General features: G+C 66.2%; 12 protein-coding genes and 1 pseudogene. 2 read left to right on the forward strand and 11 right to left on the reverse strand.

Annotated elements, in window-relative coordinates; translation table 11 throughout:
• Nucleotides 1-9 precede the first annotated feature (9 nt).
• Together ACSQ19_RS10600 and ACSQ19_RS10605 are read right to left on the reverse strand one after the other, a co-directional pair.
• Nucleotides 10-2,070, reverse strand: coding sequence for a glycoside hydrolase family 99-like domain-containing protein (locus ACSQ19_RS10600; protein ID WP_435996861.1), 2,061 nt, complete (start codon nt 2,068-2,070; stop codon nt 10-12).
• Nucleotides 2,071-2,077: 7 nt separating this feature from the next.
• Nucleotides 2,078-3,688: an electron transfer flavoprotein-ubiquinone oxidoreductase gene (locus tag ACSQ19_RS10605; protein WP_435996863.1), complete on the reverse strand. Its 1,611-nt coding sequence runs from the start codon at nt 3,686-3,688 to the stop codon at nt 2,078-2,080.
• A gap of 82 nt (nt 3,689-3,770) precedes the next feature.
• On the opposite strand from ACSQ19_RS10605, the gene ACSQ19_RS10610 reads away from it, so the two are divergent.
• On the forward strand, nt 3,771-4,394 hold the full coding sequence (locus tag ACSQ19_RS10610; RefSeq protein WP_435996865.1) for an alpha-ketoglutarate-dependent dioxygenase AlkB family protein: 624 nt from the start codon (nt 3,771-3,773) through the stop codon (nt 4,392-4,394).
• A gap of 19 nt (nt 4,395-4,413) precedes the next feature.
• Here ACSQ19_RS10610 and ACSQ19_RS10615 read toward each other — a convergent pair whose 3' ends face one another.
• Genes ACSQ19_RS10615 through ACSQ19_RS10635 form a run of 5 tightly spaced genes read right to left on the reverse strand, consistent with a single transcriptional unit; the run spans nt 4,414 to nt 8,788 of the window.
• Entirely contained in the window at nt 4,414-5,043 is a 630-nt protein-coding gene (locus tag ACSQ19_RS10615) for an ABC-type transport auxiliary lipoprotein family protein (RefSeq protein WP_435996867.1), read from the reverse strand.
• Nucleotides 5,040-5,966 (reverse strand): MlaD family protein, encoded by a 927-nt coding sequence (locus ACSQ19_RS10620; protein WP_296279576.1) that lies wholly within the window; start codon nt 5,964-5,966, stop codon nt 5,040-5,042. Before ACSQ19_RS10620 ends, ACSQ19_RS10615 begins: the two co-directional genes overlap by 4 nt.
• A gap of 3 nt (nt 5,967-5,969) precedes the next feature.
• Nucleotides 5,970-6,779, reverse strand: a complete 810-nt coding sequence (locus ACSQ19_RS10625) for an ABC transporter ATP-binding protein (protein WP_296279577.1) — start codon at nt 6,777-6,779, stop codon at nt 5,970-5,972.
• Between the two features lie 6 nt (nt 6,780-6,785).
• Nucleotides 6,786-7,901 (reverse strand): ABC transporter permease, encoded by a 1,116-nt coding sequence (locus ACSQ19_RS10630; RefSeq protein ID WP_299340472.1) that lies wholly within the window; start codon nt 7,899-7,901, stop codon nt 6,786-6,788.
• Nucleotides 7,898-8,788, reverse strand: coding sequence for a DMT family transporter (locus ACSQ19_RS10635; protein WP_435996870.1), 891 nt, complete (start codon nt 8,786-8,788; stop codon nt 7,898-7,900). Before ACSQ19_RS10635 ends, ACSQ19_RS10630 begins: the two co-directional genes overlap by 4 nt.
• Nucleotides 8,789-8,871: 83 nt before the next feature.
• On the opposite strand from ACSQ19_RS10635, the gene ACSQ19_RS10640 reads away from it, so the two are divergent.
• On the forward strand, nt 8,872-10,119 hold the full coding sequence (locus tag ACSQ19_RS10640) for a threonine/serine ThrE exporter family protein (protein WP_299340475.1): 1,248 nt from the start codon (nt 8,872-8,874) through the stop codon (nt 10,117-10,119).
• A 67-nt stretch (nt 10,120-10,186) separates the two neighbouring features.
• Here ACSQ19_RS10640 and ACSQ19_RS10645 read toward each other — a convergent pair.
• From ACSQ19_RS10645 to ACSQ19_RS10660, 4 genes and pseudogenes are all read right to left on the reverse strand, one after another.
• Nucleotides 10,187-10,549 (reverse strand): annotated as a pseudogene (locus ACSQ19_RS10645) (H-NS histone family protein); the annotation flags it as partial.
• 120 nt (nt 10,550-10,669) lie between these two features.
• Nucleotides 10,670-12,364 carry a proline--tRNA ligase gene (locus ACSQ19_RS10650; RefSeq protein WP_435996873.1) on the reverse strand — a complete coding sequence of 565 codons (1,695 nt, stop codon included), beginning with the start codon at nt 12,362-12,364 and terminating at the stop codon, nt 10,670-10,672.
• Between the two features lie 70 nt (nt 12,365-12,434).
• On the reverse strand, nt 12,435-12,722 hold the full coding sequence (locus ACSQ19_RS10655; protein WP_435996875.1) for a DUF4124 domain-containing protein: 288 nt from the start codon (nt 12,720-12,722) through the stop codon (nt 12,435-12,437).
• A gap of 9 nt (nt 12,723-12,731) precedes the next feature.
• Nucleotides 12,732-13,133: a DUF4124 domain-containing protein gene (locus tag ACSQ19_RS10660; protein ID WP_435996877.1), complete on the reverse strand. Its 402-nt coding sequence runs from the start codon at nt 13,131-13,133 to the stop codon at nt 12,732-12,734.
• Nucleotides 13,134-13,143: the final 10 nt, after the last annotated feature.

Below are 13,143 nucleotides of genomic sequence, written 5' to 3' on the forward strand. Positions count from 1 at the left end.
GAGATCTAGCTATGGAAGGTCCTTGGCTGCGTAGCGATAAGCTGAAGATATCTCGGCTTCATTTTCACCCCTGAAGCGTGCAACTGACGCAACCTCGAATCCAGCCGACGCCACATGCAATCCTATAATCCGCTCCAGCGCGTGAGCTAGGGTGCCATCTATCTGGCTCAGCTCTGGCTCAAAATCACTTGCAAAAATGTCCGCCTCCAGAATGCCGTCGATTGCTTTGAGTCGGCACCAATACATTGATCCGGCGGGGAAAAGGTGACTTCGGTTCCTGTCGACGCTGCAAATAATCTTGTCAAGGCGCTCCAGCCACCGGCCGTTGGCGCCAACGTAACTCGATACGGGTAATAAATGCCCCGAGGGCGCAATGAGTCCCGCGCTTTTGTCGTATTTCAATTTCTCAAGAAGCTCTCCAAGATCCTGCGGCAACAAGCCAGATATGAGCTCTTTGCACCATCTTGAACCGTCTGCCAAATGCGGCGACTTTTTCGTATGCAGCTTGAGTACCCACTGTACGCCTTGATGCTTCAGTCGGCTGGCTACTATCAAGAAAGAAAGTATGTCTCGCCCACGATTCTCAAAGATTTCAACCCTAACCGCGCATGGCAGTGAGCTTGTAAGCCGCCGAACTGCTTGCGCGTTATCTATCGTCGTGGTGAATGTTATGTTCATGTGGGCTGCAACGATTTGAAGATGCGGAAGCATCTCTTCAAGCACATCCACATACCAGGCGTGGATAACCGCGTGAACCCAGTCGCGCTCATCACGGGTGACGCTCAGCAACGCATTACGCGTGGCGGAAAGTAGCGCATAGCCGTGACGTGCGGATGGCTCAAGGAAAGCGCCTTCTGCCCATTCATTCCAAGCGTTGATGAAAGTGATGGGTGATTCATGTCCGTTGACGGTTTGAGATCGAATGCTGGACTCCAGCCATGCCCTATAGGCCTCGGGTGTGGAGTGTAAAAAGGTGCGGCCGCGACCCGGTCTGCGCGCTTCGTTATCCCATCCGGTTGACACGCCTCTGTAAACATTGGGCGAACTGACTTCGCTGGCTGCGCTCTTCAGGCCTCGCCAGTCGAGTACGCTTCCTTGATAGTGCGGATTGATCAATTGCTGTTGAGCGGAAAGTTCGGGGGCATTGAAAAAGTTTGGCGGAAATTGCGTAGCGGCATCGAATCCCAAGTCGCCGGGAGGGGATCGGTCGAATGATTGCACATATACCAAGTGGAGATCGCCAATCCCAGCCTTGGTACACCATTCACGCCATCGCGATGTTGTAACGCTCGGCTCAGGCAACAAAGCAGGGCGATAGATCAGCAACATAGGCTTCCCATCCACCCGCAAATACCGCGGGTCCCTCATGTACTCCGCCACGTGCTCGATGAACGCAATATCATCTTCCGGCGAGTGCTTCTGATCGATCAGGATCTCGTCGCCACGGCCATCCCAAGTGCGGGTCCACTTCTCGTTTGCCCAGCACAGGCAGAACTTCAGGTCGATGGTCTTGTCGTTTAGCCAGTTGCGTAGCGGGGTTTCGAGCAGGGTCTTGCCGCCGAACCAGTAGAAGTAGAAGCAGAACGCGCTGATGCCGTACTCGCGGGCGAGGCGCGCTTGTTCATGCATGACCTCGACGTTGCGCAGGTCGTAGAAGCCGAGGTCGCCGGGCAGCTTGGGTTGGTAATGGCCTTCGAACTGGGGCAGGGCACGAGTGACGTTGCGCCATTCGGTGAAGCCTTTGCCCCACCACTCGTCATTCTCGGGAATGGTGTGGAATTGCGGCAGGTAGAACGCGACGAGCGTGGCGGGCAGCGGGTCCGGCAGCTCGCCTTTCTCATAGGGCACGTAGCCGATCGCGCGCTCATCGGAGCGTACGTACGGCCGGCGCGGCAGCTCGCCGGACGGCGCCTTGCCCTTGGGGCCTTCCGGCACCCAATGGCCCTTCGTGTCAAGAAAGCGCTCGCGCAGTCTGTCGCGCGTGCCTTGCGGCATCGGCGTCAGCCGGAATGCGGTTCGCAGCGCGTAGAAAAGACCGGTGCGAAGGCGGCGTGACAGTGGAGTCGCCACAGGCGTCCTAGAGGTTCTGGTAATTCGGCCCCGCGCCGCCTTCCGGCGTCACCCAGTCGATGATCTGGTAGGGGTCCTTGATGTCGCAGGTCTTGCAGTGCACGCAGTTGGCGGCGTTGATCTGCAGCCGCTTGCCGTCGCCGTCGTCGACGATTTCGTAAACGCCTGCCGGGCAGAAGCGGGTACAGGGGTTGTCGTATTCGGCGGCGCAGCGGGTGACGCACACGGAGGTGTCGTGCACGCGCAGGTGCACGGGCTGGTCTTCGTCATGCTCGGTGGCCGCGTAGTAAACGCCCTGCAGGCGATCACGCGGTGCCAGCGTGCGGTCCACGTAGTCGCGTTTGGTCTCCTCGTGCTCGCCGACCTTGTCGAGCGAGGACCAGTCGGGCTTCACCCTGAGCGTCCACGGCGACAGGCCGCCGGTGAGGGTTTCCCACGCGGCGTTGGCCATGCCGAACCACAGGCCCTTCTTGAAGCCGGGCTTGATGTTGCGGACGGACTTCAGCTCGGCCATCGCGTCCGAGGCGCGCAGCTTCGCGTCAAACCCTTCGGGTGCCAGCTGCGATGCCACCAAGTGCTCGGCCGCCAGCATGCCGCTGCGGATCGCCTGGTGCGTGCCCTTGATCTTCGGCACGTTGAGCAGGCCGGCGGTGTCGCCGATCAGCAGTGCCCCCGGCATCTCGACTTTCGGCAGCGACTGCCAGCCACCGGTGACGATAGCGCGCGCGCCGGCGGACAGTATGCTCCCGCCTTCGAGCAGCGGCTTGATCAGGGGGTGGTTCTTCCACTGCTGGAAGGCCTCCCAGGGCTTGTACTCGGGGTCCTTGTAGTCCAGGCCGCTGACGTAGCCGAGCGCGATCTGGTTGTTCTCAAGATGGTAGAGGAAGCTGCCACCGTAGATGTCGTTGCTGGCCGGCCAGCCCAGTGTGTGCACGATCTTGCCGGGCGTGACGCGGCCCTCCGGCACCTGCCACAGTTCCTTGATGCCGATCGAATACGCCTGCGGATCGCTGTCCTTGTCCAGCGCGAAGCGCTTCACCAGCCGCTTGGTCAGGTGGCCGCGCGCGCCTTCGGCCAGCACGGTGACCTTGGCTCGGATGTCGATGCCGGGCGTGTATCCTGGTTTGTGGCTGCCGTCTTTCGCGATGCCCATGTCGCCGATGCGCACGCCCACGACTTTGCCGTCGTCATCGTGCAGCGTTTCGGACGCAGCGAAACCCGGGTAGATTTCCACGCCCAGCGCTTCGGCCTGGGGGGCCAGCCAGGCGCACATCGCGCCCAGCGAGACGATGAAGTTGCCATGGTTGCGCATGCCCGGCGGTACCACCGGGAACTTGCGGCCGCCGTCCTTGCTGAAGTACCAGAACTCGTCGTCCTTGGCCGGCACGCAGACCGGCGGCGGGTTGTCGCGCCAGCCGGGGAGCAACGCGTCGAGCGGCTCGGGTTCGATGACGGCGCCGGACAGGATATGTGCGCCAATGGTGCTGGCCTTCTCGATGACGCAGACGGAGATATCAGGATCCAGTTGCTTGAGCCGGATGGCAAAGGCAAGCCCCGACGGTCCTGCGCCGACGGTGACGACGTCGTACTCCATCACATCGCGTTCGACATCGGACATCGGGTTCGGCTCCAGCGTGGCGTTAGGCTTCCCGCATTTTCGGCGTTTGCGCGGAGCGGGGCAAATCCGCGAGCATCACGGCATGACCATACCCCTTCCGCTCTCGCCGGATGGACGCCATGAGGCGCTGCCGGGCGCATCGCTGGCCTGTCATGCCGACTGGCTGCCGGCCATGGAAGCCGACACGCTCTTCGCCGATTTGCGGACGTCGCTGCCGTGGAGCGTGCATCGCATCCGCCTGTTCGGCCGCAGCGTCGATTCGCCGAGGTTGAGCGCATGGATCGGCGATGCGGATGCCGTGTACCGCTATTCCGGCACGGATTTCCTGCCGCATCCGTGGACCCCGGCGCTGTCGGGACTGCGGGCGCGACTGCAGGACGCACTGGGCGTGCCGTTCAACAGCGTGCTCGCCAATCTCTACCGCGACGGCCGCGACGCGATGGGATGGCATAGCGATGACGAGCCGGAGCTGGGCCCGGCGCCGGTCATCGCGTCGATCAGCCTCGGCGGCGTGCGCCGGTTCCTGCTCAAGCACAGGCAGGATCCCGCGCAGAGGGCGGCGTTCGAACTGCCGCATGGCAGCCTCTTGGTGATGGCGGGCGAGACGCAAAGGCACTATCGGCATGCGCTGCCACGCACGGCGAAGCCGGTGGCGCCGCGCATCAACCTGACGTTCCGCCTGATCGATCCCGCGCGTCGGCGCTGAGGTTCCGGGGGGGGGGCAGCTAGCGGTTCGCTTTGGGGTCGCTGTTGCCCGACACCAGGATCCAGCCGGCGATGTCGCCAGTGGCCGCTTCCAATGCCTGTTCGAAGGCGTCCGCGACCTGCGGGACATCGGTGCTGGCGGCCGGCTTCTGCTGCAGGAACGTGCGCGACGCGACCACGCGCTGGTCGCGGTTGTTGACCAGCTTCGCGTTCACCTCGACCACGGCGGCGGGTACCGCGCCACCCGCGTAGTCGGCCTCGAAACGGCGCAGGTCCATGACCAGCTTGTAGTCGCCGAGGATGCCGGCGTCGGCGCTGGCCACGGCGGGAATCTTCCCGGAATCCTCCAGCGTGCGCTGCACGGCGTCCTGCAGCATGTCGGTCGCGGGCAGGGCCCACGAGACGCCGCGATACACCTGCAGCTCGCCGGGCGTCGGCCGCACGCTGATGCGCGGGCTGTCGATCACGCGCGCGGCGGTGGGCTTGGCCACGATGAGGGTCCAGGCGACCTGCGGCCAGCCCGGCTCGGGCGCGACCCTGACATCGGGCGCGTAGATCGTGACCGGGTCGCGCTGCTCGCTGCCCAGGATCGAGCAGCCCGCGAGGGCGAGGGAGACAGGAAGGGCGAACAGAAGGCGCATCGGCTTCATTTCGGGTCGAACTCCTTGGGTGCGTCGCGGCCGAGCAGGTAGCGCGCGGGATTGCCTTCGAGACGGTCGCTGACGCGGCGCAGATCGCGTACGAGGCCACGCAATTCGGTCAGCGTGGGGCCGAGCTGGCCGAGGCCATCGCTGGCGAAGCTGTTGATGGCGGCTCGGTTCTCGCCGAGGATCGCGTCCGCATTGCCAGCGGCGGAATCCAGCTTGCCCAGCGTGGTTTCCAGCTTGTCTAGGATGCCGGGCAGCTCCTGCACCAGGTTCTTGTCCAGCCGCTCGATGGCACCGTTGGTGGTGGTGAGCGTCTTGTCCAGGTTCTGCGCGGCATCACGCGCACTGACGATCAGGGCCTCGATGCCATCCTCGCGGCTGGCCAGCGACGTGCTCATCGCTTCCAGGTTCGCCAGCGTGGTGGTGATGCTGGCGACGTTCTTGTCGCTGAGGGCCTGGTCCAGCCGCTCGACGATGCGGTTGGCAGTATCGGTGATGTTCTGCAGTGCGGACGGCGCGGTCTGGATGACCGGCGCTTCGCGCGTGTCCACGCTGGTCAGCGACGGCGCCTGCGGTGTGCCGCCGCTGAGCTGGATGATGGTCGGGCCGGTGAGACTGGTGATGGCCAGCTTCGCGCGGGTATCGGTCTTCACCGGGGTATACGACTCCACCCGGATGCGGGCGATCACCTGGCGCGGATCGTTCGGCGCCAACGAGAGTTTGGTGATGGAGCCGACCGCAATGCCGTTGTACTGCACCGGGCTGCCGACGGTCAGGCCGGTGACCGCTTCGCGGAACACCACCTGGTATTCCTGCCAGGTGCGCTCGGAGGAGTACTTCGCCGCCCACAGGCCGAACAGCAGCAGCGCGGCGGCGATGATGAGGGTGAAGGCACCGATGAGGACGTAGTTGGCGCGTGTTTCCATGGATCAGACCGCCGTTTGCGATTGAAGGGGCCCGGAGGCCTGCTGCCCGCCGCGCGCTGCGCGTGCGCGGGGGCCGTGGAAGTATTCCTGTACCCAGGGGTGATCGAAGCGCTCCACCTCGGGCAACGGTGCCACGGTGATGACCTTGTGGTCCGCGAGCACCGCCACGCGGTCGCAGATCGCGTACAGCGTGTCGAGGTCGTGCGTGATCAGGAAGACGGTCAGGCCGAGCGCTTCCTGCAGTGTCTTGATCAAACGGTCGAACGCGGCCGCACCGATGGGGTCCAGGCCCGCGGTAGGCTCGTCGAGGAACAGCAGCGGCGGATCCAGCGCGAGTGCCCGCGCCAGGCCGGCGCGCTTGCGCATGCCGCCGGACAGCTGCGAAGGCAGCTTGTTCAGCGCATCGGCCGGCAGGCCGGCCAGCTTCACCTTCAGCAGCGCCAGCTCGTAGCGCCAGCTGTCCGGGAGTTCCGGGTGATGCTCCTTCAGCGGCACCTGCACGTTCTCGCCGACGGTCAGCGACGAGAAGAGGGCGCCATCCTGGAACAGCACGCCGGTGTTGCGCTCGATGTGCTGGCGCGCGGCGGGATCTTCCGAGCGCGCATCTTCCCCGAGCACGGTGATCTGCCCTTCGTCGGGTTGGCGAAGGCCCAGGATCGAACGCATCAGCACCGACTTGCCGGTGCCGGACCCGCCGACCACGCCGAGGATCTCGCCGCGACGCACGTCCAGGTCCAGGCCCTCGTGCACGGTCTGTGCGCCGAAGCGGTTGGCCAGTCCGCGCACCTGGATGATGGGGGATTCGTCGGTCATGCGCCGTCACCAGTCCATGTGCATGAACCACAGCGCAGCCAGCGCGTCGATCATGATGACCAGCGAGATCGTCTGCACCACGCTGGAGGTCGTCCGCTCGCCCACCGACTGCGCCGTGCCTTCCACGCGCAGGCCTTCCAGGCAGCCGATCAGGCCGATCACCAGCGCGAATATCGGTGCCTTCGACAGGCCGACGAGGAAATGCTTCACCTCGATGGTGTCGTGCATGCGCGCGATGTACATCTGCGGCGGAATGCCGAGGTCGAAGGCGCCGACGGTGACGCCGCCGGCCAGGCCCGCCATCATCGAGATGAAGGTCAGCAGCGGCAGCATCACCAGCAGCGCGATCAGCCGCGGGATCACCAGCAGGTCGACCGGGTCCAGGCCCAGCGTGCGGATCGCATCGATCTCCTCGCGGCTCTTCATCGCGCCGATCTGCGCGGTGAATGCGGAGGCGGTGCGACCGGCCAGGACGATCGCCGTCATCAGCACGGCGAACTCGCGCAGGAACGCGATGCTGACCAGTTCCACCACGTAGATTTCCGCGCCGAAATCGCGCAGCACGGTGGAGCCGAGGAAGGCGATCACCGCGCCCACCATGTACGACAGCAGGATCACCAGCGGCACCGCGTCCAGCCCGACGGCTTCCATGTGCGCCACGGTGGCGGTGGCGCGGAAGCGGCGCGGCTCCTTGACCATGCGGACCAGCTTGACCAGGTTCTCGCCGGTGAAGCTGAGCAGGGCGACGATGTCCTGCTTGTTCTGGTGCACCCGGTAGCCAAGGCGCGAGAGCGCAGCCAGGAAGCCGTAGTCGCGCTTGCGCGGCGGTCGGTCGTCGGCAACGTCCTCGATGGTGCTGACCAAGGCCTGGTGGTCCTGGCGGAACTCGATGTCCGACGGTTCCATGCCGCGGCGCTTGGCGAAGCGGAGCAGTTGCAGCACGCCAGCCGAATCGATGCGGTTGATGGTGGTCGCGTCGAGCCGGTTGACGGCGTCGGGCAACGTCTTCAGCTGTTCCGCCACCGTCAGCGCACTGGCGAGCGTCCAGTCGCCCGCCAGCTTCACGCGCTGGGGGTCACCGGGATCGGCTTCGTACTGCGGGCGGGCAAGGGTGGGGGTCATGGCGTCGCTCGGCCAAGGAGCATACAGGCTATCCCAGTGAACGTGAGTGCCACGCCGACAACGCCGCGACGGCCCAACGGTTCACGCAACCACAGCGCCGCCAGCACCACCAGGAAGACCGATGCGGACTCGTTTAGGATCGCCGCGACCGAGGCCGACGTGAACTTGTAGCCCCCCAGCCACAGCACCATCGACAGTCCCTGGCCGATCAGAGCGGCCAGCACCAGCCGGTGCCAGGGAACATCGGCGGGGACGAAGCGCATGCGTCGGCGCATGGAGGGCAGCAAGGCGAGCAGGAGCAGGCCGGCCAGCGCGCCGGACAGACGCAGCAGGGTGACCCACAACAGCGGCTGCGATTCCAGCGTGCGTTTCACCATCACGATGGCGACCGCCATCAGCGCGATCGCCAGCACGCCGAGCGCGATGCCGTGCACGGTGTGCCCGGGATCGGCAGGGCACCCACGCGAGGGGCGGCTGACCAGCAGCACGCCGCCGGCCACCAGCGCGAACCCCACCCACTGCACGCCGCCCAGGCGTTCGTCGAGGAAGACGAACCCCAACAACAGCACCAGCGGACTGTAGAGATTGCCGATGACGCCCATGCGGCCGGCACCGAGCTCGTTGAGCGCGCGGAAATACAACGTGTCCGCCAGCGCGATGCCGATCACGCCGCTGGCCAGCACGATCAGGAGGTCCTGCCCGGGCAGGACCGGCCACGCACCGGCATGCAGCAGCAAAGCAACCGGCGCCAGTACGCACAGCACCAGCGCGTTCTTGAGCAGGTTCAGCGTCAGGGGTGGCAGGTGCGCACCCAGCTGGCGCGCCAGGATGACGCCGACCGCCCATGCGGCCGCACTGCCCAGCGCCATGGCTTCGCCGATCCCCACGGTGCCCCCTGCCCACGTCGTGGTGCGTAGTGTAAGCAGCGCGAGGTGAAGTCATGTGCGGGTGCTTGGGCGATACTGTGCCGATGCCCGACGACATCCTGATGTCCGCCACCTACGCCCAGCGCATCGCCTTCGTCTGCGAGATCGCCGGGCGCCTGCACAGCTACGGCACGACCGCGCAGCGCCTGGAAGGCACGGTGGTGGGCCTGTCCCAGCGCCTGGGCCTGGATTGCGAACCGTGGTCGAACCCGACCGGGCTGATCCTCAGCTTCAGCGATCCTTCGCGCCCCCTGGGCGCCAGCGACAGCACGCGGGTCATCCGTCTGGCACCGGGCGAGACCGACCTGCACAAGCTGAGCGAAGCCGACCGCATCGCCGATGCGGTGTCGTCCGGCGAGATGAGCATCGCCCAGGGCCACACCGCGCTACGGGCCCTGGACCGCACCCCGAGCCGGCGCTGGCGCGCGATGCAGATCTTCGCCTCGGGGCTGGCAGCGGCGGCCGTGGCAGGCCTGTGGCGGTTGCCGTGGCTGGATATCGCCACGGCGGGGCTGATCGGCGTGATCATCGGTGTGCTGGGCGAACTGATCGCGCGTCGTCCGCAGATGAAGGAGGCCAGCGATGCGATCTCTGCACTGGTCGCCGGTTTCGTCGCGATCCTGGTGGCCAACTTCATCGCCCCGTTGAACCTCAACACGGTGATCATCGCCTCGCTGATCGTCCTGCTGCCCGGCATGGCGCTGACTAACGCGGTCAACGAGCTGACCAGCCAGCACCTGGTGTCCGGTGTGGCGCGCTTCGCGGGTGCGCTGGCGACGGTACTCAAGTTGACCGTAGGCAGCATGATCGCGGTGACGTTGGCGCAGTTGCTGGAGATGTACCCCGATGTGCGCGCCTCGCGTCCGCAGCCGGAATGGGTGGAATGGGGCGCCATGGTGGTCGCCGCCTACGCTTTCGCCGTGTTGTTCAAGGCGCATCGTCGCGACTATTTCTGGGTGATGGCGGCCGCCATCGCCGGCTACAGCATCTCCCGCTATGCGGGCCAGGCGTGGGGCGTGCCGGTCGGCATCTTCCTCTCCGCCCTGACGCTGACCGCCGCCGGCAATGCCTTCGCGCGCTGGGCCAACCGGCCGGGCGCGCTGATCCGTGTGCCGGGCATCCTGATGCTGGTGCCCGGCAGCACCAGCCTGCGCGGCCTGCTGACGCTGGTGCAGCAGCAGGATGTCGGCGTGGGCCAGTCGGCGCTGTTGGCCGTCACCAACGTGGTGATGGCGCTGATCGCGGGCCTGCTGTTCGGCAACCTGCTGATCTCGTCGCGCAAGAATCTCTGACGCGCGCAAACGGAAACGGGAGGCCCAGGCCTCCCGTTTCTTTCCATCACGCGAAGCGCGGTTACTTCTTCTTGATGATGAAGTCTTCGGCCTTCTTGCCCTTGGCGATTAGGGCGGCCATCCAGCGCGGATGCTTGCCGCGACCGGTCCAGGTTTCCTTCGGATTGGCGGGGTTGCGGTACTTCGGCGCAACCTTGCCGAGCTTCTTGCCGGCGCGCGGGCCAGGCTTGCTCGCTGCCTTGGCGGGGCGCGTGCCGCCGGTGCCGAACAGCTCCTCCAGCGTGTAGCCCTCGGCCTTGGCGAATTTGGTGATCTTGCCGCGCACCGTCGCGATGGGCGTGCGCTTGGCCAGCTTGCTCTGCTGTTGCTTGGCCTTTTCGATCAAGGCGCCAAGTTCCTTGGCGGACAGGTTACGCAGGTCGATCGACATCAACTATCTCCAGTCAGGAAGGGAAAGCCCGTCCTTGGCAGTGGTCCGATGGTAAGCGACCCCGGAATCGCCGCACAAACCCGGGGGTGCGGGGATGCCGGTTCGCGCATCCCCGCGTCATCAGCCGCGCAGGCGTGCGAGCAGGTCCTCGCGGCCGATGTTCTCCGCGTCCTGCGCGCGACGCGCACGGTATTCGAACGTGCCTGCCGCCAGCCCGCGCTCGGATACCACCACCCGATGCGGAATGCCGATCAGTTCGATGTCGGCGAACATCGCACCCGGGCGCAGGCCGCGGTCGTCCAGCACCGCTTCGATGCCGGCAGCGTGCAGGTCGGCGAGGAGCGCCTCGGCGGCATCCTTCACCGCGGCGTCGTCCTTCGGATTGATCATGCACACCGCAACAGCCCACGGCGCCATCGGCGCGGGCCAGACGATGCCGTTGGCGTCATGGTTCTGCTCGATCGCCGCCGCGACGATGCGCGACACGCCGATGCCGTAGCAGCCCATGGCCGGCGTGGCGGCCTTGCCGGTTTCGTCCAGCACGGTGAACTTCATCGCTTCGCTGTACTTGCGGCCGAGCTGGAACACGTGCCCCACCTCGATGCCGCGCACCAGGCGGATCTCTCCACCGTCGGCCGCCGTGTCGCCCGCGACCACGTTGCGGATGTCGGCCACCGTCTCCGGTTCCGGCAGGTCGCGACCCCAGTTGACGCCGGCGAGATGGAAGCCGGCCTCGTTGGCGCCGACGACGAAATCCGCCATCGCCGCCACGTCGCGGTCGGCGACCACGCGGATCGCCTGCTTCGCGCCGATCGGGCCGAGGAAGCCCGGTTCGCTGCCGAGGTGGGCGAGGATTTCCGCCTCCGTCGCCAGCCGGTAGTCGGCCATGCCGGCGACCTTGCCCAGCTTGATCTCGTTGACGGCATGGTCGCCGCGCACCAGTGCCAGCACGAAGCCGGCGTCGGTCATGACGGCGACCGACTTCACCGTGCGCTGCAGCGGGATGCCGAGCAGCGCGGCGACCTCCTCGCAGGTCTTCTGCGTGGGCGTGGCGACCTTGCTCAACGTCTCCGTGGCGGCCGGCCGCGGACCCGGGGCCGCCGCCTGCGCGGCTTCGACGTTCGCGGCGTAGTCGGAGCCGGTGGAGAACGCGATGGCGTCCTCGCCCGAATCGGCCAGCACATGGAATTCCTGCGAGGCATCGCCGCCGATGGCGCCGCTGTCGGCCTGCACCGCTCGGAAGTCGAGGCCCAGGCGGGTGAAGATGCGCGTATAGGCCGCATGCATGTTGCGGTACTCGCGCACCAGGTCCTCGTCGGTGATGTGGAACGAGTAGGCATCCTTCATCACGAACTCGCGCGCACGCATCACGCCGAAGCGCGGGCGGATCTCGTCGCGGAACTTGGTCTGGATCTGGTAGAAATTCACCGGCAGCTGCTTGTAGCTGGACAGCTCCTGGCGCGCGAAGTCGGTCACCGCCTCTTCGGCCGTCGGGCTGTAGCAGAAGTGCTGCTCCTTGCGGTCGGTGATCTTCAGCAACTGGCCGCCGAATTTCTCCCAGCGCCCGGTCTCCTCCCACAGCTCGCGCGGCTGGATGGTCGGCATGATCATCTCGATCGCGCCGGCACGGTCCATCTCTTCGCGTACCACGGTTTCCACCTTTCGCAGCACGCGCAGGCCCAGCGGCGACCAGGTGTACAGGCCGGCTGCGAGCTTGCGGATCATGCCGGCGCGGAGCATCAGCTGGTGGCTGACCAGCTCGGCATCGGCCGGGGTTTCCTTGGTGGTGCGGAGGTGGAACTGCGACAGGCGCATCGGCAGGGGGATCCGGGAGGGGCGAATCGCCTATTTTGCCAGCCTTGGCCGCACGCGGGGCGGCGCTGGGTCAATCGGCGTCGGTCGCGGCGTCGCCGCTCACGCGGATGCCGGCGGGCGTGTCGCGGTCGATGCGTTCGTAGCGCCGGCCCTTTGGCGGCTGCTCGGTGATCTGCAGCACGCCGGCGTCGTCGCGCCAGCGATACAGAGAAGGACGGGCTTCGCGCGCTTGGGCGGCCGCGGCGTTGTTCGGGCGCGCCTGCTTGCGCGATGTGGCGTCAGGGGCTTGCCGGCCGAGCCACCAGGCGACGCCGACCCCCAGTGCGATGCCTGCCGCGATCGCCAGCCAGGCGCGCATCCGGCCGGATCAGGTGCCGGCGGCCGGCTTGCAGTAGGCCTTCACCGCGGCCTCGGCGAGATTGCGCTGGTTCTCCCGACCGGTGTCGTCCAGCGTGGTGTCAGGCTTGCCGTCACCGTCGGTGTCCTGCTGGATCGGGCCTTTGGTGGCCGCCAGCATCTGCAGGTTGGCGCGCGCGGTCGTGCACTGCGGGTTTTCGACCGGCTTGCCGGCCGGCTGCGGCGCATCCGCGGCCGCGGCACCATGCTGGTTGATGCGGCGGTTCTGCGCAGCCTGCTGGTTGGGCGGCGGGCTGTCGGAGTAGTGCGTCACCCCGTTCTTGTCCTTCCACTGGTAGACCTGCTGGGCCTGCACGGCGGAGGCGGTAGCGAGGCAGAGCGCCAGCACGGACAGGCAGGACAGGAGGCGCATGGGAAGCTCC

Origin of the sequence: Pseudoxanthomonas sp. LjRoot127, from assembly GCF_964253495.1 — a bacterium.
Lineage (GTDB): Bacteria > Pseudomonadota > Gammaproteobacteria > Xanthomonadales > Xanthomonadaceae > Pseudoxanthomonas_A.

Excerpts from the sequence above, each read along its gene's own strand:
- ACSQ19_RS10640 (WP_299340475.1), top strand. The coding sequence starts at position 8,872 with ATGCCCGACGACATCCTGATGTCCGCCACCTACGCCCAGCGCATCGCC.
- ACSQ19_RS10625 (WP_296279577.1), bottom strand. The coding sequence starts at position 6,779 with ATGACCGACGAATCCCCCATCATCCAGGTGCGCGGACTGGCCAACCGC.
- ACSQ19_RS10650 (WP_435996873.1), bottom strand. The coding sequence starts at position 12,364 with ATGCGCCTGTCGCAGTTCCACCTCCGCACCACCAAGGAAACCCCGGCC.
- ACSQ19_RS10615 (WP_435996867.1), bottom strand. The coding sequence starts at position 5,043 with ATGAAGCCGATGCGCCTTCTGTTCGCCCTTCCTGTCTCCCTCGCCCTC.
- ACSQ19_RS10620 (WP_296279576.1), bottom strand. The coding sequence starts at position 5,966 with ATGGAAACACGCGCCAACTACGTCCTCATCGGTGCCTTCACCCTCATC.
- ACSQ19_RS10655 (WP_435996875.1), bottom strand. The coding sequence starts at position 12,722 with ATGCGCGCCTGGCTGGCGATCGCGGCAGGCATCGCACTGGGGGTCGGC.
- ACSQ19_RS10605 (WP_435996863.1), bottom strand. The coding sequence starts at position 3,688 with ATGTCCGATGTCGAACGCGATGTGATGGAGTACGACGTCGTCACCGTC.
- ACSQ19_RS10610 (WP_435996865.1), top strand. The coding sequence starts at position 3,771 with ATGACCATACCCCTTCCGCTCTCGCCGGATGGACGCCATGAGGCGCTG.
- ACSQ19_RS10630 (WP_299340472.1), bottom strand. The coding sequence starts at position 7,901 with ATGACCCCCACCCTTGCCCGCCCGCAGTACGAAGCCGATCCCGGTGAC.
- ACSQ19_RS10660 (WP_435996877.1), bottom strand. The coding sequence starts at position 13,133 with ATGCGCCTCCTGTCCTGCCTGTCCGTGCTGGCGCTCTGCCTCGCTACC.